The sequence below is a fragment of the Streptomyces sp. 2-1 genome (assembly GCF_048564895.1).
GTDB lineage: Bacteria > Actinomycetota > Actinomycetes > Streptomycetales > Streptomycetaceae > Streptomyces > Streptomyces phaeochromogenes.
Genome location: NZ_CP183383.1, coordinates 4,392,784 through 4,416,575, shown reverse-complemented (window position 1 = coordinate 4,416,575; position 23,792 = coordinate 4,392,784). Strand labels below are relative to the sequence as shown.

Annotated in this window: 19 protein-coding genes; 8 read left to right on the top strand and 11 right to left on the bottom strand. The window is 66.8% G+C overall.

Annotation, left to right across the window (positions count from 1 at the left end; genetic code table 11):
* Positions 1-205 precede the first annotated feature (205 nt).
* Positions 206-937, top strand: a complete 732-nt coding sequence (locus ACN20J_RS19335) for a maleylpyruvate isomerase family mycothiol-dependent enzyme (protein ID WP_419666413.1) — start codon at positions 206-208, stop codon at positions 935-937.
* Between the two features lie 144 nt (positions 938-1,081).
* Entirely contained in the window at positions 1,082-1,354 is a 273-nt protein-coding gene (locus tag ACN20J_RS19330; RefSeq protein WP_189843526.1) for a DUF1876 domain-containing protein, read from the top strand.
* A gap of 54 nt (positions 1,355-1,408) precedes the next feature.
* On the opposite strand, the gene ACN20J_RS19325 is transcribed toward ACN20J_RS19330, so the two are convergent.
* The 3 genes from ACN20J_RS19325 to ACN20J_RS19315 all read right to left on the bottom strand — a co-directional run bounded on the left by ACN20J_RS19325 (position 1,409) and on the right by ACN20J_RS19315 (position 4,588).
* Positions 1,409-2,770 carry a DUF222 domain-containing protein gene (locus tag ACN20J_RS19325; protein ID WP_419666412.1) on the bottom strand — a complete coding sequence of 454 codons (1,362 nt, stop codon included), beginning with the start codon at positions 2,768-2,770 and terminating at the stop codon, positions 1,409-1,411.
* A 772-nt stretch (positions 2,771-3,542) separates the two neighbouring features.
* Positions 3,543-3,743 carry a DUF397 domain-containing protein gene (locus ACN20J_RS19320; RefSeq protein ID WP_419666411.1) on the bottom strand — a complete coding sequence of 67 codons (201 nt, stop codon included), beginning with the start codon at positions 3,741-3,743 and terminating at the stop codon, positions 3,543-3,545.
* Positions 3,743-4,588 carry a helix-turn-helix domain-containing protein gene (locus tag ACN20J_RS19315; RefSeq protein ID WP_419666410.1) on the bottom strand — a complete coding sequence of 282 codons (846 nt, stop codon included), beginning with the start codon at positions 4,586-4,588 and terminating at the stop codon, positions 3,743-3,745. The genes ACN20J_RS19320 and ACN20J_RS19315 overlap by 1 nt, the downstream gene beginning before the upstream one ends.
* 203 nt (positions 4,589-4,791) lie before the next feature.
* On the opposite strand from ACN20J_RS19315, the gene ACN20J_RS19310 reads away from it, so the two are divergent.
* Positions 4,792-5,451 carry an ATP-binding protein gene (locus ACN20J_RS19310; RefSeq protein ID WP_419666409.1) on the top strand — a complete coding sequence of 220 codons (660 nt, stop codon included), beginning with the start codon at positions 4,792-4,794 and terminating at the stop codon, positions 5,449-5,451.
* A gap of 382 nt (positions 5,452-5,833) precedes the next feature.
* On the opposite strand, the gene ACN20J_RS19305 is transcribed toward ACN20J_RS19310, so the two are convergent.
* The gene (locus ACN20J_RS19305; RefSeq protein WP_419666408.1) at positions 5,834-7,591 is read right to left on the bottom strand and encodes a DUF262 domain-containing protein; all 1,758 of its coding nucleotides are present in this window, start codon (positions 7,589-7,591) and stop codon (positions 5,834-5,836) included.
* Between the two features lie 165 nt (positions 7,592-7,756).
* Here ACN20J_RS19305 and ACN20J_RS19300 point away from each other — a divergent pair, with 165 nt between their 5' ends.
* The gene (locus ACN20J_RS19300) at positions 7,757-8,578 is read left to right on the top strand and encodes a hypothetical protein (protein ID WP_419666407.1); all 822 of its coding nucleotides are present in this window, start codon (positions 7,757-7,759) and stop codon (positions 8,576-8,578) included.
* A 71-nt stretch (positions 8,579-8,649) separates the two neighbouring features.
* Here the strand turns inward: ACN20J_RS19300 and ACN20J_RS19295 are convergent, their stop codons facing one another.
* Positions 8,650-11,793 carry a DUF3427 domain-containing protein gene (locus ACN20J_RS19295; protein ID WP_419666406.1) on the bottom strand — a complete coding sequence of 1,048 codons (3,144 nt, stop codon included), beginning with the start codon at positions 11,791-11,793 and terminating at the stop codon, positions 8,650-8,652.
* Positions 11,794-11,926: 133 nt separating this feature from the next.
* Entirely contained in the window at positions 11,927-12,943 is a 1,017-nt protein-coding gene (locus ACN20J_RS19290) for an SEC-C metal-binding domain-containing protein (protein ID WP_189843402.1), read from the bottom strand.
* A 209-nt stretch (positions 12,944-13,152) separates the two neighbouring features.
* On the opposite strand from ACN20J_RS19290, the gene ACN20J_RS19285 reads away from it, so the two are divergent.
* Entirely contained in the window at positions 13,153-13,950 is a 798-nt protein-coding gene (locus ACN20J_RS19285; RefSeq protein ID WP_419666405.1) for a class E sortase, read from the top strand.
* Positions 13,951-14,028: 78 nt separating this feature from the next.
* Here ACN20J_RS19285 and ACN20J_RS19280 read toward each other — a convergent pair whose 3' ends face one another.
* The 3 genes from ACN20J_RS19280 to ACN20J_RS19270 are packed head-to-tail and all read right to left on the bottom strand — an operon-like array spanning position 14,029 to position 19,411.
* Positions 14,029-16,353: a bifunctional serine/threonine-protein kinase/ABC transporter substrate-binding protein gene (locus ACN20J_RS19280; protein ID WP_419668913.1), complete on the bottom strand. Its 2,325-nt coding sequence runs from the start codon at positions 16,351-16,353 to the stop codon at positions 14,029-14,031.
* 35 nt (positions 16,354-16,388) lie between these two features.
* Positions 16,389-18,578 carry a bifunctional serine/threonine-protein kinase/ABC transporter substrate-binding protein gene (locus ACN20J_RS19275; RefSeq protein ID WP_419666404.1) on the bottom strand — a complete coding sequence of 730 codons (2,190 nt, stop codon included), beginning with the start codon at positions 18,576-18,578 and terminating at the stop codon, positions 16,389-16,391.
* Positions 18,575-19,411 (bottom strand): hypothetical protein, encoded by an 837-nt coding sequence (locus tag ACN20J_RS19270; protein WP_189843399.1) that lies wholly within the window; start codon positions 19,409-19,411, stop codon positions 18,575-18,577. Before ACN20J_RS19270 ends, ACN20J_RS19275 begins: the two co-directional genes overlap by 4 nt.
* Positions 19,412-19,661: 250 nt before the next feature.
* On the opposite strand from ACN20J_RS19270, the gene ACN20J_RS19265 reads away from it, so the two are divergent.
* The 3 genes from ACN20J_RS19265 to ACN20J_RS19255 all read left to right on the top strand — a co-directional run bounded on the left by ACN20J_RS19265 (position 19,662) and on the right by ACN20J_RS19255 (position 22,023).
* Positions 19,662-19,976, top strand: a complete 315-nt coding sequence (locus ACN20J_RS19265; RefSeq protein ID WP_361887614.1) for a DUF6412 domain-containing protein — start codon at positions 19,662-19,664, stop codon at positions 19,974-19,976.
* A gap of 245 nt (positions 19,977-20,221) precedes the next feature.
* Positions 20,222-20,989, top strand: coding sequence for a YidC/Oxa1 family membrane protein insertase (locus ACN20J_RS19260; RefSeq protein WP_419668912.1), 768 nt, complete (start codon positions 20,222-20,224; stop codon positions 20,987-20,989).
* A gap of 176 nt (positions 20,990-21,165) precedes the next feature.
* The gene (locus tag ACN20J_RS19255) at positions 21,166-22,023 is read left to right on the top strand and encodes a fumarylacetoacetate hydrolase family protein (protein ID WP_419666403.1); all 858 of its coding nucleotides are present in this window, start codon (positions 21,166-21,168) and stop codon (positions 22,021-22,023) included.
* Positions 22,024-22,172: 149 nt separating this feature from the next.
* Here ACN20J_RS19255 and ACN20J_RS19250 read toward each other — a convergent pair whose 3' ends face one another.
* Positions 22,173-22,649 (bottom strand): heme-degrading domain-containing protein, encoded by a 477-nt coding sequence (locus ACN20J_RS19250; protein WP_419666402.1) that lies wholly within the window; start codon positions 22,647-22,649, stop codon positions 22,173-22,175.
* Positions 22,646-23,767: a Gfo/Idh/MocA family protein gene (locus tag ACN20J_RS19245; RefSeq protein WP_419666401.1), complete on the bottom strand. Its 1,122-nt coding sequence runs from the start codon at positions 23,765-23,767 to the stop codon at positions 22,646-22,648. The genes ACN20J_RS19250 and ACN20J_RS19245 overlap by 4 nt, the downstream gene beginning before the upstream one ends.
* Between the last annotated feature and the right edge of the window lie 25 nt (positions 23,768-23,792).

Sequence of the window (23,792 nt, the reverse complement as noted above, 5' to 3'; positions counted from 1 at the left end):
GGGGCGCGAACAGGGCCTTCGGATCGGTTACAGATCCATACGCTCCTCCCTCCCTCCCTCCATTCCTGTCACCCCCTCGACGAGGAGCCTGTGTTTTCTGCTGCACGACGATGATGAGACCTGGGTCACAGGCGGAACGGGCAGCAGGAGACCATGCCTACGCGTACGCCCACACCCGACGCCCCCTGACAGGAGACGCCCCCGTATGACTGATCCGGAACCGAGAGCAGCCCACAGCAACCGAGGGCCGACCGGAAGGCCGACCCGAGGGACAACCGGAGGGCCGACCGGCGAGGCGCCCCGAGGAACGACCGGAGCCTGGCCCCTGATCCGCGCCGAGCGAACGGCCCTGGCGGCCGATCTCGCGGACCTGACCGACGAACAGTGGGCGACGCCCTCGCTGTGCACCGGGCTGACGGTGCGCGAGGTGCTGGCGCACCTCACCGCGGGAGCGAGCCTCAACTCCGTACGCTGGCTGGCGGGCGTGATCCGCTGCCGGTTCGACTTCGACAAACAGGTGGCCATGAGGCTGGCCGAACAACTGGGCGCCACTCCGTCCGAAACCCTGGAGAGATTCCGACGAGTGGTCCCCAGCACGACCAAGCCCCCTCTCCCGGCCCTGGCCATGCTGGGCGAGACGATCGTGCACGGAGAGGACATCCGACGCCCGCTGGGCATCGTCCGGGACCACCCGATCGAGACGGTCACGCAGGTGGCGGAGTACTACCAGGGCTCGGACCTGGTGGTCCTGGCCAAGGGACGCATCGACGGCCTGAGCCTCACCGCGACGGACGGCCCTTTCACGACAGGCGTCGGCCCGCTGGTCTCCGGCACCACCCTGGCTCTGGTGATGGCGATGACAGGACGTGCGACGTACTGCGACGACCTGGAGGGCGACGGAGTGGACCTCCTCCGGGACCGCTGCGATACGGCGTGACGCGAGGGAGCTTCTGTCATTGGGTACGCCGTGCAATCGCGGCCGAGCAGGCGCACTCTGGAGGAAGGTGGAAAGCGGAAGGTGGAAGCGGCTGAAGACAGCTGGAGGCAGCTGGAAACAGCGGCTCCGGAGGTGATTGTGATGATGATGAAGACCGCTGTCGGATGGCACATAGAGCTGGAATTCGACGAGGACGACAACCGCACCCGCGCAGCCGCCCTCGTACGCCTCCCCGACGGAAGCGAGGTACGGGCTCACGGCTACGCGAGCCGCCACCCCTCCGACTCCAACCAGCCGAGGGTGGGCGAGGAGGTCGCCGGCGCCAGGGCCCTCAACGAACTGGCGATGAAACTCCTGACCAAGGCCCACGACGAAATAGACGAGGCCTCGGGCCGCACGTCATACCCGCTGACGTGACCTGACCCCACCTGACCGGCAGGACCACGGGCAGGCCACAGGCACCCCACTCGCTCACTCCCGATAGAGGGGCGGGGTGTTGATATACGTATGCCCGGTCGGAGCGGTCCAGACGGCGCCCCCGGTACGGGCATCTCTGCCGACGCTCCACCCCGGATGATGAGTCTTGAGCCGATGATGCCGCCGACACAGCGGCTGAAGATTCTCGGGAGTGGTGGGCCCGCCCCGCTCAGGACGAGCATGGTCAAAAGGCCGCACATGATCGAGATCGCACCGCGAGGCAGGCATCCGACAACTGGGAAACGCACAGTACTGATCCCGAGCAACCACATGCCGCGCAGTCTCCGCGGTCGGCTTGTAGGTAAGGGGATCGGTCTTCACGAGCAGCCCACTCACAGGCTGAACAAGAAGCCGCCGCCATACGGTCCCGCCGGCGAAGGCAATCTCCCGAACCTGCTCGGCGGTGACGGGCCCGTACCCCTTGAGCTCCCCCGGCCCATCATCAACGCCCATGAGCACATCAAGCGGCACGGTGACGTGAACAACGGCGGTGACGGCCCTGGAGGGGACCTCAAGCGCCGCTCCAGCCCGCGGCTCGACCACCAGGTCGTACAACGCATCGGCCCGCTTCTGATCAAGCGTGCGCCCGTCATCCCCGTACCCAACGGCGTACGCCTCCACGACCTGCTCCATCACGGCGGCGCGCTGGGCGGGCAACACGGCCCCGAACAACGCCATCCCGTCCTCCTGCGGATAGGACAACAACTTCCGCTCCCGCACCCGCTCTTGATGCCGGGCTTCGGCCCCAGCGGGATCAACGCGCTGAACCTGCCGCCGCACAGCAGCCCGAGTCTGCCCAGCGGCCTGCTGAGGCATCCGCTCGACAAGCGCTCTCTCGACCTCCCCAGCCAAGTCCACCGCCAACACAGCACACTGCTCGGCCACGACCCTGGCCTGCTGATAAGAGATCTCCCCGTCGGCGAGCAGCCCCAGGGTCGCCGGATGCCGCCCGGTCAGAAGCCGAGCAGTCTCCAACCGCTGAGCAGCAGTGGAATTGGCCAATTTCAGGGCACAGGCAACTTCTTCAACGGCACAGTCCCACTCACCCAGAAAAACGGCATCCATATCCGCACCAACAGCCGGACCATCGGCCAACGGCGGTGTCCCCTCGGCGTGATCGGAAATAGCGGCCAACAACTCAACCTGCTTGGCCTGCAACCAACCCAGGTGCCGCTCCACAACGGCAAGCGCATCAATCCGCCCCCGAGGAGAAAGCCACTCACCTTTCAAATCATCAAGAGAGGCAGCGGTTTCAGCACTGGGAGCCTGCTCGCGCAGGAGGGCGGCCCAGGCATCCAACGACTCCGAGACCACCCCAACGGAGACGGGCACTCCGTCCGGAACGACTTCGCCCATAGTCAACGCACTCACCCCCCCCACCGAGCCCCGAGACCACACCAACTCACCCTCCTCACCAGGCGAGTTGACTCCTTCAATGATTCCTCACCCAGCGTTATATGGCCAGGTCAGTAACGTAATCGAAAGGGTGAAAGAAAGGACACCCGGCAGGGAACCCCCGGAGCCGCCGCCCCGGCAGGTCCAGAACTCCCCACTATCCGATAGCCGCAATGCCACCCGGCGTGCTGGCGAGAAGCAGTGGCGCCCGAAGGTCCCGGCCCACCCCCAAACCGACCGGCGCGCCCCCCCAACCCGGGGACCCCACTTTTCCGAGCCGCCCGCTCGCTTCTACCTCGTGATTCCGTGGGCCGAGTCAAGGGTGAAGCGAAGCGAAATCGCCGCAGGCGACGGCCGAAGGCCGCCCTTTACACGGCCCACGGAATCACGACACTGAAAAAGAAGCGGGCGGCCCCACGGCACCTTCGAAGTTCAGGTCCACCGAGGCCAACCGCCCAAGGGCATCACGTGGCAGGCCAATCGCCGACTTGGAATTCATTCACCCATTCCCGCGCCGCCGCACGCCTCCAGAACGCGCGGCTCGCCGGACCGACGGTGGCTGCCTCCGCCGCCCGCGGGCCCGCGGGCGTGGCGCCGATACCGGTCCTTCGCCTGGCCCGCACCTCACCCACCGCGGCCGTCTCATGCGCACGTGCCGCGTCCAACGGCGCATAGAGCCTGGACGTGACGAGAGCGGAGTCAACGGGGCGGCGAAAGTAAGTGATGTACCAGCTCATCCCACCAGAGAGTCGCTCTCCAGAGCCCGTATGAATGCCCGCCAAGCATGCGCCCGGACGGCCACAACCGGGCCGTCGACACACTTGGAGTCGCGCACGTGCAAGCGACCGTCAGCGTGGGCACACTCGACACACTCAGTGCCACTACCGCCGCTGTACGAGGACTTGAACCAGCGGGGCTCGGACCGTACGGCCATCAGGACTCCTCGCTTATGCGTTGGATCAGCGCCGCAGAAGCCTCAAGGTCGAGGGCCTGTGCGCGAAGGTATTGGAACGCCAACCTATAGCGCTCCAGTTCCTCCGGCTTCTCCATGAAGAGCCCGCCGCCGAGGATGTCCACGTACACCACGTCCAGCTCGGGAGTCTGACCTCCCAAGACGGCGAAGCTCCCAACTGCCGCTGCGTGAGCTCCTGTTGAGAACGGGAGGACTTGGATGGTCACGTGCGGGAGTTCGGACGTGGTGAGAAGGTGCCGCAGTTGCTCGTGCATCACCGTCCGCCCGCCAACGCTGCGCCGGATCGCGGCCTCGTCGATGACGCACCAGATGTGCGGCGGTTCCTCGCGCTGGAGGAGTTCCTGTCGCTTCATGCGGATGTCCACCATGTGCTGTACCTCCCTTTCAGCGCACCGCATTTCCGAGGCGCGGTGAACGGCCTCGGCGTAGGCGCGCGTCTGGAGGAGCCCTGGGATGTACATGCAGGCGTAGTGGTCCTCCCGTACCACCTCGTCTTCTAGCGTGAGCATGAGGTTCATCGACTCGGGGATGGGGTCGGCGAGCGACCGCCACCAGCCCCGAATCTTGGCGCCCTTCGCCAGATCGACCAGAGCGAGACGCTCTTCGTCGGAGGCGCCGTACTCGCGACAAAGGGCGTCCACGGCCGGCCACTTGACCGAGCCTTCCTTGGTCTCGTAGCGGCTCAGTGTCGCCTTCGAGATGCCGACGAGCCCGCCTGCATCTTCAAGGGTCAGGCCCTTGAGCTCGCGGAGGCGACGCAAGTCGGCGCCCAACTGGCGCCTACGAGTGGTAGGTCCGGCTGCCATGTCCAAGGCCCTTCATGTTGATCTGTCAGATCGTCGAGGTTGCTCAACCGCACCGGCAAGAGGGCACGCGCCGGGGGCGCGCGGATCACGGTCGCGCTCCCGCAAACACAAGGTGAGAGTTCCATTTTGAGAGTTCCAATGCAACTCTCAGTGTGTAGTCGATTGCGTACAGCAACGCGACATGATGTCAGAGGAGTTGAACGATGGACTGCACCGCCGGTTTGCTGAGGAAGCCGTGGGATCTGCCCTTCGTGGCCGAGCCCGAGGAAGTCTCGGGGCTCCGTCGCATCCTCAGGTTGCACCTGGAGCTTTGGGGGTTGCACGAGGTCACCGACGCAGCCCAACTCTGTGTCAGCGAGCTCGTGTCCAACGTCATCAGGCACGTCGGCCTCGGCACGCCGACGACGCTCGCCGTCTCAATGAACGGCACGTACCTGCGCATCGAAGTCCACGACCCCGACACGCGAGCCCTCCCCACCCTCCTCGACGCAGGCTCCGAAGCCGAGGCCGGACGAGGAGTAGCGATCATCGATGCCGTCGCCGACCGATGGGGTGTCCAACTCTCCCCCGACCGGAAGGTGACTTGGTGTGAGCTGGGGACCGGGCTGGATTCCACGAATGGACACTGCGGAGGGGGTCGCGTTACTCGGGTCGAGATGATGCTCCGGTTGCACAGGAAGAGCGTAGGTGCGCTGACGCACGCGGCAAGCTCACGCATCCTGAGTGTGGCCATCGCTGAGGAAGCGGCGATTGACGTGATCGCCGACGTTCTCCACTGGCTCAGAGCGCACGGATGCGACGCGGATGATGCGCTCGATCGCGCACAGACCCACTTCGAAGCAGAGATCGCCAATCGGAACTAACACGTGAAGCCCAGAACGCCACCTGATCACCGATGGCTGCGACGGAGTTCGTTGAACCTCACAACGCAACGACGTCGCTCAGTTGCCGCGGCCGGTCAGTGCCATCCCGCCGGTACAGGCCGCGCCCGCCATCCCTAGCGTGAGCCAGGTTCGGCATTCGCTGACCGTGGCTTTGACCATCACCTTGGCCGGGACTAAATCTTTGACGGCAGTGTCGGGCCTGCCTCCGCCTGACGCTGCACGGCTTGGGCGGCTACTGCTCGGTCGTCGAGTGGGGCTCTGCCGCGCTCGACGACTTCAACCGGCTCCGGATCAGCTGGCGCACGCCAAGCCGACATCCACTGCTCTGCATCTTGGCCTTTCGCGGAATCGTTCATCCGCCCTACGGTATACGGATCCCGCTAGGCCACACCTCGAGGGCAATTTCTGCGAGCGCGGTCTGCCGCGCCTCGATTCCCGCCACTCGCCATTTACTACCCTGCTTGTCCCATAGTTCCTCGATGTTTGTTTGAGAGGAGACCAGCAGTGCCGATCCCGAATAGAGATGCGCCTTTTCTGGGAAAGAGACCATGGAGAGAGCTTGATTCCGCTTCCCCGCCAGGAGAGTCAAGTTTCCCAAACGGCTGACCCAGGAGTCGTGATCCTCTAGCCGCAAGTGATCTGCAGGTTTCTGTGGATATACATTCTCCACGTGTACTTTACCGTCACCCAGGACCACCTCTTCGCGTACATCATTCTGGATACGCAAGCTCTGCTCGATCTTAGCCAGAAGGTATCGGGATTGAGAAGGCTTTGGAATGGACGCGTCCCGGAAGTCTGACGCAAAGGTCTCATCATCCGGTATCCAGCCAAGAAGTTTCTGAATTACTGTATCCAGGGAGGTCCCTCTCGAAAGCTCCTTGGCGGCACCGAATATGTTCTCCTCCAGAAGCGTCGACTCCCTTCGGCCTACTACTGTCCAGCGCACGTAGTAGCTAATTGATGCATCTACTAGAGTTTGCAGATCGGAATATGCGTAGTTTCCGGACGCGGACAGCAGAAGTGGATAGAGGGCGTCTGCGCTCATCGCCTTTATTTCACCAAGAGACGTGTCGAAATTCGCGTCTCCGGTGTCCGCGGTTATGAGTTCAGCATACCGAACGGCCGCTCCTTCGAGTTCGGCAGAGAATGCGGCGACACCATATTCTTGCGGGCGCTTATCGAAGTGCCCGCTGAGGTCCTTTCGGATAGTTGCATACAGGCTGTGCGATTTCACATCGCCGTGCTTTGACACCCAGAAGTGTCGCAGGAATTTCTCAATCTCTTCTCGTCGATCAAACCCGTCAAGGAGAGACCTCCACGCATCGTTCACGCGAGACTTCTCATAGTCACTCCTACTCTTTTCCATCAGGAAGTTTCGAACGAGGTCTACAGTGGAAAGATCCTTGCCTCGCGAATTTATTGTCTCGAATACCTCGTTTGCGTCACTGGAGGAGGGTGTTTGAATTTCCACAAAAACTAGGCCGTTAATCAGGCACTCGCGCAAGGAGTCCAAATAGTCCAAGCGTGCCTCGTTATCGGCGTGTACCTGTAGGCGGCTTGTGATCTTTGATCGGAAGTTGGTGTAGGCGTCCAGGATCAGCTTATGAGAAGGCCGAGTGGGGTTCTCAACTCTCGGGCACTCTCCGGTAATCTCACTCCAATCCTGAATGTTGTCGCGGAAGAAATCTCGGTCGAACAATGACAGCACCAGGAAATATTCCATGGGCTCTTTTCGGCCTGACTTGCGGGCAATGTAGTCTCGTTGGATGTTATTCGCGCTGGACATGCCCTCCGGGGATTTCATTCCCCAAAGGATGTCTCTGATTACGGAGATCAGGATGGTTGAGGTTGTCAATCGCTGCTGGCCATCGAGAAGCGAGCGCCCCTGGACTGAGTCTGCGGTTATAGTCACTACGGGGCCTATGAAGTACTCAGATGCCGACTCTCGGCCGCTTTCTCGAGCCTCTTTGAATTTCTCGATGTCTGCCCAGAAGACATCTACCTCCTTTTTTGTCCATGCGTACTGACGTTGGCTATCGTCAGGGACAGTGACCACTGGGTTGTTAGCACCTATGAGCTGACCGAGGGTTTGGCGTGCTGCCTGCTTGATGATGGCCACGTCTGGACCTCCTGCTCGATTCGTGAAAGTTGAGCGTACCGCTCAGGCCCGGGCAGTGTGGTTGCGAGGGATGATTTGCGAAGGATCTCCACCGTCGCCCGCTTCTTTTCCTGAGAGCGAGTCGCGATCCAGCAGCCCGCTGGTACATTTGACGATCACATACCGATGCTTCAGCGGCTGCCAGAACTGGTGGGGGATATGAGTTTTTCGAATGAGAATACGGCAGCGCATCACCTCTACATGATCCTGCAGGGAGTTCGTGATTCCGGGGAGGATAATCATGTGGCGGGCTGGTGCAGTGTGCTTGGTGTTGATTGGGGCAACATTGAATTTGCGCGACGCCACTCCGAGGTCGTGGCACTCCTGCAGATGACGATTCGGCAATTGGACGCCTTGCCTGAGAGGTCTCGTCTGAGATGTGAGCGGTACGTGGGCGCATGGTGGACGGCGGTAATGCAGCCAATTATCAATTGGTCGGATACGGCTCGACCTGCCCATGGAATTATTGACGAAGATAAGCTTGACCACCTGGAATCCACTGCGGAACTAATCTCGGGTAATCTTGTGGGATCCGGCGCGGCGCCGCGAAGCGCTGATCTCGATGAGATGACGAGGCAGTGTCATGAGTGGATTAACCTATTGACCTCTATGGGAGAGGGAGAAATTTTCGGGCCTGTGCGAGATGAGTTGATTTCCCAGATACGTCACTTGATCTGGCTCATCGAGAATGTAGGCTTGTTCGGTGGTGCCAGGGTATCGGGAGAGGCCAGTACTGTTATTGGCTCGCTTGCTCAGGCTGGGGCGACGCTAGTAAATGCGCAGCCAAACAATGCTAGCCGGTGGAAGACTGCTTTGCTCGCTCTGATCGCGGCATGTGTAGTCTTCAATCAGGCGTCGCCGATTATTCAAGAGTCGATCGCTTCCGGCGAAGGTCTCATCAAGGAGATTTCCACCGTCGTGGATAATCTCCAGGAAGATGAGAAGTAGGAGGTCGCGACCCGGGTGGCGGATGATGCAGAGACTCGGATTGCAAGGGAATTTAACCTGATCGCTAGCGGCTAATGTCCCGCTGCGATAGCAGAGTACGTCCACACATCGGCCGGAAGATCATGCTCCAGTCGCCATGTGATCGCCATCGGCTTGCTGTCGGTGTGCTCCACGTACGTTGCTGGTCCCAGGAGCATCCAGGGCTGGGACTTGCCGATGTCGTTGTACTTGTAGCGGCGCATGAACAGGAGGATGTGGCTGCCCTGTTGCGTGTGATAGCGATAGCGCAGACCTGTACGCGAGGTCTCCGCGGTGGCGTTCTGTGATTCCCAGTGGAACAGGGTGGGGCTCAACGCGTAGTCCTTGAAGCGGATGGTGGGGGAGAAGTCCTTCTCGTTCTTCTCCAGCGTGATCAACAGGGCGTCCGTCTGGATCTCGTCGACCCACTGGACGCCCTGAGCGAAGGACCTAGGCATCTGGCCACCGAAGCGGGCCACGCCGAGAGCAGCCAGGATCTCAGAGCGGTTGTAGGCGCTGTGGACCTTCAAAGGGATGTGGCGATGGGGGCCCGACAGTGGGATCGGGAAGTGGTCTGACCGCTCGATCACGTATGACAGGACCTGTCGGAGCTCATCGCGGAATACGGGCTGCGAGCGCAGTGATTCGAAGCCTTGCTGGAAGCTGGTGAAGCCTCCGGCGTTGTCCCACAGGTTGAAGAAGAGCATGTGGGCATACGTCTGGTCGGTGGGAGTCAGGGCCTCGTACGAGGGAGTGTCGTCTGAGAGCAAGCGAAGGTAAGCGCTGGCTCGCTCGGGGTCGTCGATGTGGAGGAACGCGTGGACGCGCTTGAGAAGCGCCGCTTCTTCTGACGGTGCTGGATCGTCGACGAGGCCGGCCTTGCGGAGGACCGCTGTCCAGGAGTTGTCGCTCTTGTAGAGCTCCTTGATCTCCCGGCGGCTCTCGCGGAGATAGTCCGCTAGACGTGGTGTGTCGTATGCCTTGGCCTCGGTCACCAACGTCTTGATGGTGGCGCCCAGTTGGGTGCGGATGTTGTCGAGGACGAGGTCCTTCGACTTGCCCTCCAAGATGATCTGGCACCCAGAGGGAAGCTGTGGGAAGTCCCGCTCGATGTGGTCGACGAGTCGGTTCCGGGTGAGGTTCGTCAGTGCGCGGAACTGCTCCTCAAAGCGGAACTCCGCTCGGTGCTGGCCGATGAAGTCCAGGACCGTGAGTACTGGCTTCGTCTCCGTGCGGCGCAGGCCACGGCCCAGTTGCTGAAGAAAGATCGTGGCGCTGTTCGTGGGGCGCAGAAGCAGCAGGGTGTCGACGTCAGGAATGTCGAGACCCTCGTTGAACAAATCGACGGAGAAGATCACTTGAAGCTTGCCGTCGCGCAGGTCACTCAGTGTCTGCGCTCGTAGGGCAGCAGGCGATTCGCTGTCGAGTGCTGCGGCCTGGAATCTGGCCTTGCGGAAAAAATCGGCCATGAAGTGGGCATGAGCCTTGGTTACGCAGAAGCCCAAGGCTCGCATGGCCCCTGGGTTGGAGATCTTGTCCCGGATCTGCTTCACCACAATGCGAGCCCGAGCGTGGTCGCCCGTATAGAGGTTGCCGAGCTCGCGATCCGCGTAAGTGCCCTTCTGCCAACCGAGGTTGGTCAGGTCCGTGCCATCCGGGATGCCGAAGTAGTGGAAGGGGCACAGCAGATCGTTCTCAAGGGCTTCCCACAGCCGCATCTCCGCAGCGATGCGGCCCTTGAAGAACTCGTCCTGCACATTCCGCCCGTCCATCCGCTCAGGGGTAGCGGTGAGGCCCAACAGTTCCTTCGGCGTGAAGTGGTCGATGACCCGGCGGTAGGTGGTGGCTGTGGCGTGGTGGAACTCATCGATGACGATGATGTCGAAGTGGTCTGGACTGAGCTGTTCGAGTCGCCGAACGTTCAGGGACTGGACACTGGCGAAGACGTGGTTCCAGTCTCGGGGGTCTTCACCGCCGTGGAGCAGCTCTCCGAAGGACGCGTCGTCGAGTACCTCGCGGTACGTGCGCAGCGACTGCCGAAGAATCTCCTTGCGGTGGGCCACGAACAGCAGCCTTGGGTTTCCGTCGCCAAACTTCTTGCGCAGAGCTCGGTAGTCCAGCGCCGCCATCACCGTCTTACCCGTGCCAGTCGCTGCGACAAGGAGGTTGCGGTGCCGGCTGCGAATCTCCCGCTCGATGGTGAGGCGTTCCAACATGTCCCGCTGGTGCGGGAAGGCGCGTACTTCAAGTCCGGAGAGGTTGATCTTTAGGTCGGTTGCGGAACCGGTGCCGCCCGCTTGGGCAAGGGCCCGATCGAGTCGCTCTCCATCGTCGTCGGGGTCGTACGACTCGAAGGCGATGTCGTTCCAGTACGCGTCGAAAGTCGCCTCGAACTTGTCCAGTACCGAGGGAGTCGCCACCGACGACAGGCGTACGTTCCACTCCAAGCCGTCGAGCAGTGCAGCCTTGGATAGGTTCGAGCTGCCGACATACGCGGTGTCGAAGCCGCTATTGCGTCGGAACAGCCATGCCTTCGCGTGCAGTCGAGTAGACCGGATCTCGTAGTTGACCTTGACCTCGGCACCGAAATCGCGGACAAGGCGGTCGAGCGCGAGCCGATCGGTGGCACCGATGTAGGTCGTCGTGATGACCCGGATTGGTACGCCCCGCTCCTTGGCGGCACGGAGCGAATCCTCCAAGACCCGGATGCCGTACCACTTCACAAACGCGCACAGCAGGTCGATGCGGTCTGCCGTGGCCAACTCGGCTCTCAACTCAGCGCCCAGGCTGGGGTCATCCGACGCGTTGGTGATGAGCGACGTCTCGGAGAGGGGTGTGAGGGGACGCAGCGCGTAGACGCCTGGAGCCTCCTGCTCGGCGAGGGTCAGGAGCTGCCGTGGGCCATCGACGATGGTACCGACGGCCTCGTCCGCGTCCGGCGCACTCTCAGCGAGCGACTTCAGGATCTGGTTCGCGGCGGCGACCTGCTTGTCGTGGGGCAGCTGACTTAGCCTGCGTCCGACTGCCTCAGCGATGTGGCGGGCGAGCACGTGCGGAGAGGACTCCGCACTGACTTCCTCGTGGATGGCTTTCCAGCCTGATGCTTCGAGCTGCTCTATCTGACTGTGCAGATTCCGGGTGATGAGCTGCTCGTAGACACCTGCGACTGGCTGCGCCAGATCCCCCGGTTCCGCCACCCGATACTCCCTCGATTGCGCACGTTGATATGGCTCGTCCCGACTGCAGTTCTAACAGCAGCCGCTGACAATCGAGGGTGTTACACCCAAAGGTGATCGCCTTTGAGCGTGCTACGCAATCGAGGGAGCCACATCACGCGTCGCTGCCGTGGCACTCCCCATACCCCCGCCCCGACCCACACCAACAAGACGCCCCCCGCTCCGGCGGCCAAGCCTCAGCCCGACCCCGGGCCGCCAGCGTCGTCGCATACTGCGGCAGCAGCGAGGCATCCCCAGGTGAAGCCCCCTCCGAAGCGGCGAACGCCTCATAAGAAGGAACCGTGCCCGTCACGATCCCCAAGTTCGGGGTGCCCGAAGCCGCAAGCTCCCTCAGTGAGCCCTCTATCGTCGCGAGGTGCTCCTCATGGGACGGGTATTCCTCCGCCAAGGACGGATACGCCGTCAGCAGTTCCGTCAGTTCCGGGGCCGGCCAGTGGAGGACCGCCACCGGGAACGGGCGGGACAGCGCCTCCCGGTATGTGCCCAACTCGGCGCGCAGGCGGGAGATTTCCGCCTCCAGTTCCGCCGGGTTGTCCGAGCCCAGGGACCAGACGCGCTTGGGGTCGTGGAGTTCGTCCAGGGAGACCGGGGAGGAGTGGAGGGTGTCCGCGAGGGAGTCCCAGTTGTCGTGGGGGAGGCCCAGCATGCGGCGTACGCGGTGGCGGCCGAAGAGGACCGGGTGGGTCGCGTACGGGGGTTCGGGTACGTCCGTCAGGAGGTGGGTCGCCGCCTCCGTGAACGTCTGCTGTGCCGCTTCGAGCTCGTCGTGGGACTCCAGGGACTCCGCCACGATCACCCAGGGGGCCGGGTCGCGGGGTGACGCCGCGCGGACGCCCTCGATGATCGCCTTCGCCTCCGCCTCGTGCCCGTACTCCCAGAGGTTGGCCGCCTTGAGGGCCCGTACCAGGAACGGGTTCTCCAGGGGGGTCTCGCTGGAGAGGAGACGGTCGTAGAAGGCGGTGGCTCGCGGGCGGTCGTCGGCCAGTTCGAGGTGGGCCGCAGCCTGCAGCAGCAGGTGCTCGGCGTCCTCGGGGTAGAGGCCGGCGGTCCGCTCCAGGCGTGCTGCTTCGGCGTTGTGGTCGACGTACTCGGCAGACGTGTCGGGGCGCATGGTGGACACCGTACTGCCGACCGCCCGGCGGAGGAGAGGTATGGGCAGGCCAGGGGTGAGATCGGCGGTGGGGGCGTGAGGAGTCGTGGGTGGTCGTGAGCGGTGGGGAGGGGGCGGCTCGTTCATGGGGATGGTGAGTTGGGGCCTCAGCCCTTATCGTGCGGCCCCAGCCACCGCCGAGGCCACCGCACGGAGGGAGGCGTACGCGCATGCGAGTCCCCGTCGTCCATCAACAGGCCCGGCGGCGGCGTGCCCGCTACGCCCGCCTCCTCTGGAACGGCGCCGAGATCCTCGTAACCCTCGGTGTCGTCCTCATGCTCCTCGTCGTCCACCAACTGTGGTGGACCAACCGACAGGCCAGGGAGGGCGCCGAGAGAAAGGTCCAAGCCCTGGAACAGGAGTGGGCGGGAGAGGGGGACGGGGGATCCGTCTCGGACCGTGGCTCCACCACCCCCGGCGACGGGGACAGCGACAGCGATGGTGACCGTGCCGGTGCCGGCTCCCGGTCCGCGCCGGACTCCGCCTCCGCCACCAACCCCACCCCCCGCCCCCGCTGGACCCAGGCCTACGCCATCCTCGCCATCCCCCGTCTCGGCCTCCGCGTCCCCGTCGCGGAAGGCATCGGTAAGGGGAACGTGCTCAACAAGGGGTACGTCGGCCACTACCCGGGGACCGCGCAGCCCGGGCGGGCCGGGAACTTCGCGCTGGCCGGGCATCGGAACACCCATGGTGAGCCGTTCCGGTACATCAACCGGCTGCGGCGGGGGGACCGGATCGAGGTGGAGACTCCGGCCGCCGTTTATACGTACGTCGTCGACAGGACGCTGGCGCAGACCTCGGCGGGGGACGGTGGAGTGATCCGGGAGATCCCTCGCAGCGAGGTCAGGCCCTCGTACGGGTACACCGACCCCGGCTACTACCTCACGCTCACCACGTGCACTCCCGAGTACACGTCCAAGTACCGCCTGGTGGTCTGGGGGAAGCTCGGTTCCATGCGGCCCCGCTGAGCCGGTCCGCTGAGCCACCTCGCTGAGCCAGCCCCTCCCCGAGCAGCCCGGCCCCCGAGCAGCCCGGCCCCCGCCGGATCACTTCTCCTTCACCTCGTCGTAGCGGCCCAGGAAGTCCGGCCTGCCGTTTCGTATCCGGTGGAGGAAGAGGCCGTTGACCCAGCGGAACTGTTTGGTCACCGGATCGAACTCGATGGTCTTGGCGAGCCCCTTGTGGGTGGTCTGGCGGAGCCTGCGCACCATGGCGCCCCGCTCGGGCTCGACACTGCCCAGCTCGCGCAGGCCCTGGGCGACGAAGAGCAGCGCGTCGTACGCCTCCACCGCGAAGCGTTCGACGGTGCGTACCCCGTAGCGCTTCTTGTACGCCGCCACGAAGCGTGCCGCGGTCGGCAGCTCGGCCGGGTCGACATAACTCGTGGTGATCACCCAGCCCTCGGCCGCCGCGCCCGCCTCCGTGAGGAACGCGGCCTCCAGGACCGGCTCCGGCGCCATCCGCGTACCGCCGAATCCGGCCTGTTCCAGTGCGCGGGCGCACCGGGCGGCCCGGTGCGGTGAGGAGCCGCCGTACACGACGGCCTCGGCGTCGGCGGCGAGCACGGCGGCGGCGACCGGGTCGAAGTCCTCGCTGTCCGCGGGGACGACGTGGGTCGTGGTCGTGCCCTCGGACGGCGGGTACGCGGCCACGTCCTTGACGATCTGCCAGCTGGTGAGGCCGGCCGCCTTGTCGTCTATGAGGGCGGTCCTGCGGCTCTCCTCGCTATGGGTGAGGTAGTGGATGAAGGGCGTCGACAGGGCGTTCTCGTCGGGCCTGAGCTGGAAGTACGCGCGGGTGGTGGACTGGATGGTGGACCGGGCGTACAGATCGGCGCCGGAGGAGACGGTCACGATGGGCAGCAGGGCCTTCTCGTAGCGGTTGACGACGGCCTCGGCGGAGACGCTGCCGGTCGGGCCGAGGACGACGTACACGTCCTGGTCCGCTACGAACTTCCTGGCCACCTCGGTGGCCCGCTTCGCCTCCCCGGCGTCGTCGAGGACCTTCAGGGCCAGGTCGAACGTGCGGCCGTCGCGGGAGCGGGAGTTGAAGTCCGCCACGGCCTGCCTCGCGCCCCGCTCCTGTGCCAGGCCGATCGCCTTGTCCGGGCCCGAGAGGTCCGCGTGCAGACCGATGACGTACCGGGGCAGGGGTTCCGAACGCGTCGCTCCGTCGCCGTCGTCGTCGGCCCTGGGTCTGGTGGCCGCCCACGCCGCCAGGCCTCCGCCGGTCAGGACCACCGCGGCCGCCGAGCCCAGCGTCAGCAGGCGGCGCCGGGATACGGCGGGTTCCTCCAGCGGCTGCACGAGCGTGGTCGGGCCGGGGCCGGGGTCGGGCAGGGCCAGTACGGCGGACGAGCGTTCCGCGATCAGCCGGGGCAGCGAGGGCGGCAGCCAGTCGTCAGCCCCTTCACTCACCCCTTCAGCCGCCCCCTCACCCGCCTGTTCGCCTTCCTCTTCGCCCGCCCGTCCGGCCTGTTCACCCGCCTGTTCACCCGCCTCTTCGTCCGCCCGTCCGGCCTTCCAGTCATCCGCCCGTTCACCCTCGCTTTCGCCCTTCCGGTTGCTCTCACCGGCCAGGGCGTCGCGCACCTCCTGTGCGGTGGGCCTGGCCGCCGGGTCCTTGGCGAGGCAGGCGGTCAGCAGGGGGACCAGGGTCCACGGCACGGCGTCCAGGTCCGGTTCCTCGTGGACCGTGCGGAAGATGACAGCGGCCGCGGTACCGGTGCCGAACGGGCGGCGGCCGGTCGCCGCGTACGCCAGGACGCAGCCCAGCGAGAAGACGTCGCTCGGCGGGCCGATGTCACCGCCCTGCGCCCGTGCCTGTTCGGGCGAGAGATAGCCGGGCGAGCCGATCACCACGTCGCTCGCGGTCAGCGCGGTGGCACCGGTGGAACGCGCTATGCCGAAGTCGATCAGCCGGGGGCCGTCCAGGGCGAGCAGGATGTTGCCCGGCTTGACGTCCCGGTGCACCAGGCCCGCGGCGTGCACCTCGGTGAGCGCCTCGGCCAGCCGGGCGCCCAGCGCGCGGACCGTACGCTCCGGCAGCGGCCCGTGCAGCGTGACGGCCTCGGCCAGCGACGGACCCGGTACGAAGGCGGTCGCCAGCCAGGGTTCGCGGGCCGCCGGCTCCGCCGCGGTGACCGGTACCAGCCACTGTCCGGTGAGGCCGCTCGCCGCCTCCGCCTCGCGCCGGAACCGGGCGCGGAAGTCGTGGTCGGCCGCGTACTCGGCGCGGATCACCTTCAGCGCGACCAGTGCCCCGCCCGTCGAACGGGCCAGGTAGACCACGCCCATGCCGCCCGCGCCGAGCCGGCCGAGCAGCCGGTAGCCGCCGACGAAGGGCGGGTCGCCCGGTTTCAGGGCGCGCACTGCCGAGTGCCCCTCGGACGGCGTCCCGCTCACCGCTACACCTCGGAGGGGGCATCACCGAGGAAGCGGAACCGGCCGCCCTCGACCTGGTGCAGGAAGATGCCCCAGCCGGCGAACGTGCCGTCCTCCGGCTTGAACGAGAACTCCTTGGTGATGCCCTTGTAGCGGCTCTTGCGCAGCAGGCCCACCAGCTCTTTGCGCCCCGGCGGCCGTCCGCCCTTCGTGGCCTTGACCAGCTCCTGGAGGACGAGGTTGACGGTGTCGTACGCCTCGGCCGCGTAGTAACCGGGCGCGGCGCCGAAGCGTTTGCGGAAGGCGGCGGTGAAGGTCTCCGCGGCCGGTACGGCCGCGGGGTCGATGAAGGACGCGGTCATCAGCCATCCCTCGGCCGCGTCCCCGGCCAGCTTCAGGAACGCCGGGTCGATCACGGCCTGCGAGGCGAACCGCGGCCGGTCGAAGCCGGCCGCCGCCAGTTCGCGGGCCACCAGGGCGGCTCCCTCGGTGTAGCCGGCGTAGATGAAGGAGCCGATCCCGGCCCGCAGCATGTCGGCCACGACGGGTCCCATGTCCCGCGTGTCCTCCGGGACCACCCGGGGGTAGGCCGGCCGGCCCAGTTGGCGCAGCATGGTGGCGTTGATCCCGGCGGACTCCTGGGCGTACGTCTGCGCGGTGCGGTCCTGGAGGAGGCCGGGGCGCAGGGCTCCCTTCTGCTTCATGAGATAGACGCTCATGGGGAGCGAGAGGGCCGCGTCGCTCGGGCGGCAGTGCACGAAGGACCGGTACTCCCGCGAGGTCAGGAGCAGTCCTCCGGCCGAGACCGACAGCAGGGACAGCAGCGCCTCGTCGTACGTGCCGAGGACCGCCTGGGCCGTCTCGTCGTTGGTCGGGCCGAGCACGGCGAGGACATCGGCGTCCTGGATCAGCTTCTTCGCCGCGGCCGGCGCCCGACCCGCGCTGCCCCCGTCGTCCACGGTCTTCAGAGTGAGCTCGAAGGGCTTGTTCCTGCGGGCGTTGAACTGCTCGACCGCCAGCCGCGCGCCCCGCTCCTGCGCCTCTCCCGCCGTCCGCCGGGACCCGCTCAGATCCGCCTGTACGCCGATGGCCCAGCGGCGGGCCCGCGGTGTCGACGCGCCCGGCGTGTCCTCGTCGCGCAGGGTGGCCCAGGCCGCGGTTCCGCCCGCCGCGAGGAGCAGTGCCGCGCCGGAGGCCAGGAGCAGCCGCCGTCGGCCGGGCGACGCCGGTTCCGCTTCCGTCGGTGCTTCGGCCGGTGCGTCGGCGACGGTCGGCTCGATGTCGGGAAGCGCCAGCATCTCGGCCGAACGGTCGGCGATGACCCGTACGACGTCCTCGGGCAGCCAGTCGATCTGCCCGCCGTCGGGGACCGCGTCCTCGACCAGCAGCACAGTGCCGAACTGCTCGGCCGTCGGACGGTCCGCCGGGTCCTTCGCCAGGCACAGCCGCAGCAGCGTCAGCAGTTCGACGCCCCCGGTGTCCTCCGTGTCCTCCTCGGCCTCGATGCCGGAGAGGTCGGGTTCGTCGTGGACCGTGCGATAGAGCAGGGCGTCGGCCGTGCCGGTGCCGAACGGCGGACGGCCGCTCGCCGCGTACGCCAGCAGGCAGCCCAGCGAGAAGATGTCGCTCGGCGGGCCCACCGCCTCGCCACGTGCCTCGGCCTGCTCGGGGGAGAGGAAACCGGGCGTGCCGACCACCATGTCGGCGGAGGTGATCGCGGTCTCGTCGGTCGCGCGGGCGATCCCGAAGTCGATGAGGCGCGGGCCGTCCACGGCGAGCAGCACGTTGGCGGGCTTGACGTCGCGGTGGACGAGACCGGCGGCGTGCACCTCGCGCAGCGCCGCGGCGAGCATCCGGCCCAGGACCCGCACGCTGCGGGCGGGCAGCGGGCCGTGGCGGGCGACCGCCTCCTCCAGCGAGGGGCCGGGCACGAAGGCGGTGGCCAGCCAGGGCTCGTCCGCGTCCGGGTCGGCGCCGGTGACCGGCACCGCCCAGGGGCTCGTCACCCGGCGGGCCGTCTCGACCTCCCGGCGGAACCGGGCGCGGAAGTCCGGCTCGTCCGCGTACTCGGCCTGGATGACCTTGACGGCGGCCAGGGACCCGGCCTCCGTACGGCCGAGATAGACCACGCCCATGCCGCCCGCGCCGAGGCGGGCCAGCAGCCGGTGTCCGCCGATCGAGGCGGGGTCGGTGGGGAGCAGACGCTCGCTCATCGCGCCGCCTCCAGCTCGGTCTCGACGCGGTTCAGCATCTGGAGCGCTCCCTGCCGCAGGGCGGAGTTGACATCTTCGTCGGACCGCCCCTCGGAACCCCTGCCGACGACGGCCACGGTGACCTGGCCCAGACGGCTCTGTATCCAGTAGTAGTAGAGAGGACCCCCCAGTTCACCGCTGTAGTACTCGCCGCCTTCCGTGAGCGTGTCCTCGGAGGTGAAGTTGCCCATCAGGCCGAAGTGCGCGCCCTGGGAGAGCAGTCCGCTGATCCGCTCGTTCTGGCGGAGCTGCTGATCGGGGCAGCGCAGCGCCTCCTCCAGGGTCCCGGCCATCTCCCAGTCGGCGTCCTTCACGGCCCGGTGCACGGTGACGGTCGCGGTGACGCGGATCGGGCCCTTGCCATCCTCCGCGGGCAGCTCGCTGTTGCGGGCGAGGTTGGCGAGCACCGTCGAGGGCAGCGGCTCGCGCTGCCAGACACAGTCCTGGTCGAGTACGGGCCAGGAGGCGGGGTCGCTCTCGTACGGGCTGTGCCTGACGAAGCCGGGGCCCCAGTCGGCGGGTGCCGCCACGACGGTGCGGGCCAGGCGTAGGGCCGCTGCGCGGGTCTTCGGCGCGCGGTCGGGATCGGGGGTGAAGTCCAGGCTCGTGGCCCCGGCGCTGGGGCTGGGGCTCGGACTCGGGCTGGAGCGGGTGTCACCGCTCGCGGTGGCCCGCGGGGAGCCGCTGGTCCTGGTATCGGCGGGCTTGGCGGCTCCGCCGCCCCCGTCGTCCCCGTCCCCCGAGCATCCGGCCAGCAGCAGCCCGGTCGCTAAGACACCGACACACTGCCGCACACGTCTTCGGTACACCTGCAACACCCCCAACTCCCCACGCCCGTACGCGCGTTCCTCCCCCGCTGGGAGCGTAGCGACTATGCCCCCGGGGTACTACGGCCTTGCCGGAGCCTGTTGTTCCTTGTTCCTGGCCGCTCACCTGTGGCAGTGGCTTCTGGAGGCGATCCTGTATAACGGCAGGAGGCCGCAGAGTCGGCTGAACCAGAAGAACCAGAAGAACGAGCAGGACCAGAGGACGGGAGGGCAGCCGATGACACGGACCTGGGCGCAGCTCAAGCCCGCCGTTCTCCTGTTCGTCCTCCTCCTTCAGGTGGCGCTCCTCGACACCGGCAGCCTCGCCGGAGCCGTCGCCGTCACGTTCGCGGCGACCGCCGCGGCCGGGTCCGCCCTCGCCGCCTGTTCCCTCATCGCCTCACGGCTCGCGCCCGCCGTACCCCGTACACGGGTCCGTACGGCCCTCCGCGACCGTGAGAAGCGCACGGCGTTCCTGCCGCAGCGCGACCCCGACGCCCGGGGGCGCAGGCGTCCCCGAGCACCCGGCCGTTCCCTCCTGACGGCCGCGTAGGGGACCACTCTTCGGGACTCGGGACTCGGGACTCGGGATTCGAGACTCCGGGACTCGGGACTCCGGGAATTGGGATTCGAGACTTCGGGACGCTCTCAGAGCGTTCGCGGGAGATTTCCGGAGAACCTCAGCAGACCCCCGCGCGGGTCGTCATGCCGACGTACGTCACGTCTCATCTCCTCGGCACGACGAGACCCACGGAGGGCTCATCCATGTCCGGCTTCTCTTCTCTCTTCTCCTCCTTCATGTCCGCCTTCGCGAGCCTCGTCGAGGGGCTCGCCGAACTGCTCGAACCGCTCTTCCAGGCCTCGGCGGCGGCAGCCGCGATCGTCCTGTTCACCGCGCTCGTTCGACTCCTCGTGCATCCCCTGTCCCGGGCCTCGGCGCGCGGGCAGCGGGCGCGGGCCGCCCTGCAGCCGCAGATCGCCGCGCTGCGCAAGAAGCACGGCAAGAACCCCGAGAAGCTCCAGAAGGCGGTGCTGGAACTGCACGCCAAGGAGAAGGTGTCGCCGCTCTCCGGCTGCCTGCCCAGCCTCTTCCAGCTGCCGGCCTTCTTCCTCCTCTACCACCTGTTCTCCAACTCGCAGATCGGCGGCGAGGCCAACTCCCTGCTCGCCCACCAGCTCTTCGCCGCCCCGCTCGGCGGCCGGTGGGCGGACGCCCTCGGCGACGGTGGGGTCTTCGGTGGTGCCGGGCTGGTGTACCTGGCCCTGTTCGTGATCGTCGCGGTCGTCGCCACCTTCAACTACCGGCGTACGAAGCGGATGATGGCCGCCAGTGCATCGGTGACCCCGGTAACCGGCGGCGCCCAGGGTGAGCAGCAGGTGCCCGGGCTCGGCGCGATCACCAAGGTCATGCCGCTGATGTCCTTCCTCACACTGTTCACCGTGGCGGTGGTGCCGCTCGCCGCCGCGCTGTACGTGGTGACCAGTACGACGTGGAGCGCGATCGAGCGGGCCGTGCTGTACCGGGACATGCCGGGGGCCGCGCCGGCCGCCGCCGTGCTCGGCTGACGCGGCGGGGGCGCGTGGCTCGGGCGTGCAGTTTGAGAGGGCGGCTTGGGTGGGCGGTTACGGTCCAGTCCGTGAACCAGGTCTTGCGGACTGGACGTCGACCTTGGACGATCGACCAGTCCTCCGATGGCTGCACCCGTCGGACGGGCCGCCCGCGATCAAGGGAGATTGTGATCATGAAGCTGCTGCGAGTCGGCACGACAGGGGCCGAGCGGCCCGCGCTCCTCGACGCTGAGGGAGTCCTGCGGGACCTGTCGGGCGTCGTGCCGGACATCGACGGGGCGCTGCTCGCCGACGACGCGGCGCTCGGCCGGATCCGTACCGCCGCCGAGGCCGGGGAACTGCCCGTGCTCGACGCGGACGGGCTGCGGGTCGGCCCGCCGGTCGCCCGGATCGGCAAGGTCGTCTGCATCGGCCTCAACTACCACGACCACGCCAAGGAGACCGGCGCCGAGCCGCCCGCCGAGCCGGTGATCTTCTTCAAGGCGGCGGACACGGTCGTCGGGCCGTACGACACCGTGCTGGTGCCGCGCGGCTCGGTGAAGACCGACTGGGAGGTCGAGCTGGCCGTCGTCATCGGGCGTACGGCCCGCTATCTCGGCTCGCACGAGGAGGCGCTCGCGCATGTCGCCGGGTATGCGGTGGCGCACGACGTGTCCGAGCGGGAGTTCCAGATCGAGCGGGGCGGGACCTGGGACAAGGGGAAGAACTGCGAGACGTTCAATCCGCTCGGGCCGTGGCTCGTGACGGCGGACGAGGTTCCCGATCCGCAGGGGCTGGGGCTGAAGTTGTGGGTCAACGGGGAGCTGCGGCAGGACGGGAATACGTCCGACCAGATCTTCCCCGTTGCCGAAGTCGTGCGGTACGTGAGTCAGTTCATGACTCTCTATCCCGGGGACGTCATCAACACCGGGACGCCGGCGGGTGTTGCTCTGGGGATGCCCGAGCCCAAGCCGTTCCTGCGGGCGGGGGATGTGGTGGAGCTGGAGATCGAGGGGCTCGGGCGGCAGCGGCAGGAATTCAAGCCGGCGTAGCGCTCCGCTGGGTGGGGTGGGTGGGGCGGGGGACTGCGGTGCGTTCCCCGCGCCCCAAGAAATGAGCTGAAAGATTGCGCAGTTCCCCGCGCCCCTGAAAGCCAAAAGATTGCGCCGTTCCCCGCGCCCCTGAAAAGTCCCCCCGTGCCTTAAAGCGTGGCCGCGAAGCGTTCCAGCGCCTCTACCACCATTGCGTGGTCCTCCAGTTGGGGGAGGCCCGAGACCACCACCGTGCCGATTACTCCTGCTCCCTCGACCGTGATCGGGAAGGCTCCGCCGTGGGCCGCGTAGACGTCGGGGTCCAGGCGGGAGGAGTCCTCGAACGTCGTGTTCTTGGCTCGGAAGCGGGTGCCGATCAGGAGGGACGAGGCGGCATAGCGGTCGACCACTCGGCGTTTGCGGTCGATCCAGGCGTCGTTGTCGGCGGTGGAGCCGGGGAGGGCGGCGTGGAAGAGCTGCTGGCCTGCCCGGCGGATGTCGATGGCGACCGGGGCGCCCTGCTCGCGGGCCAGTTCGACGAGGAGCGTGCCGAGGGCCCACGCGTCGTCGTACGTGAAGTGAGGGAGCGTCAGGCGGCGCTCCTGCTCCTCCAGTTCGGCAATGGTCGGTGCGGTGGGGGTGCTCACAGGATCACCGTCACGTTCTCGCGGGCCGAGCGGCGCGCGCCTTCCAGGACGTCCAGGGCGGTGGCGGCCTCCAGCGCGGTGACCGGGTTCTCGCCGGTGCCGCTCAGGGCGGCGGCGACGGCCGCGTAGTACGAGGGGTACGCGCCCGGGAGGGTCGGGACCGGGGTGCCGCCGCCGGTCGCCGGGGACTCGCCGGAGCCGACGCGGCCCCACAGCTCCTCGGGCTCGACGCCCCACTCCTTCTCCTTGCCCGCGACCGGGCGCTCGCCGTCGCGCAGGTCGGCCTCCTGGGGGTCGAGGCCGTACTTCACGTAACCGGCCTTCGAGCCCAGGGTGCGGAAGCGCGGGCCGAGTTGGGCGGTCGTCGCGGAGACGTAGAGGTGGGAGCGGACGCCGTTCGTGTGCGTGATCGCGATGAACGTGTCGTCGTCGGCCTCCGCGCCCGCGCGGCGTACGTCCGACTCCGCGTACACCGAGGCCGCAGGGCCGAAGAGGACCAGCGCCTGGTCGACCACGTGGCTGCCGAGGTCGTACAGCAGACCTCCGACCTCTGCCGGGTCGCCGGACTCGCGCCAGCCGCCCTTGGGTTCGGGGCGCCAGCGCTCGAAACGGGACTCGAAGCGGTAGACGTCACCGAGGCCGCCCTCGGTGATCAGCTTCTGGAGGGTCAGGAAGTCGTTGTCCCAGCGGCGGTTCTGGAAGACGGAGAGCAGCAGCCCGCGCTCGTCGGCGAGGGCGGCGAGCTCGCGCGCGTCCGCCGCCGTGCCGGCGATCGGCTTGTCGACGACGACCGGCAGGCCCGCCTTGAGGGCGGCCGTGGCGATCGGGACGTGCGTCTTGTTCGGGGACGCGATGACGACCAGGTCCAGCTCGTCGGCGCGCGGCCACAGCTCGTCGGGGGTCGCCGCGATCCGTACGTCCGGGAACTCGTCCCTCGCCTGCTGCTGCCGGTCCGCGTTCGACGTGACGACCGTGTCGAGGGTCAGGCCCTCGGTGGCGGCGATCAGCGGGGCGTGGAAGACGGAGCCCGCGAGGCCGTAGCCGACGAGGCCTACGCGGAAGGGGCCCTCGCGGACGGGGCCTTCGCCGAGGGAGGTGCCAGTGCCTGTACCAGTCATGCCTTCCACTTAAGCAACGCTGTTG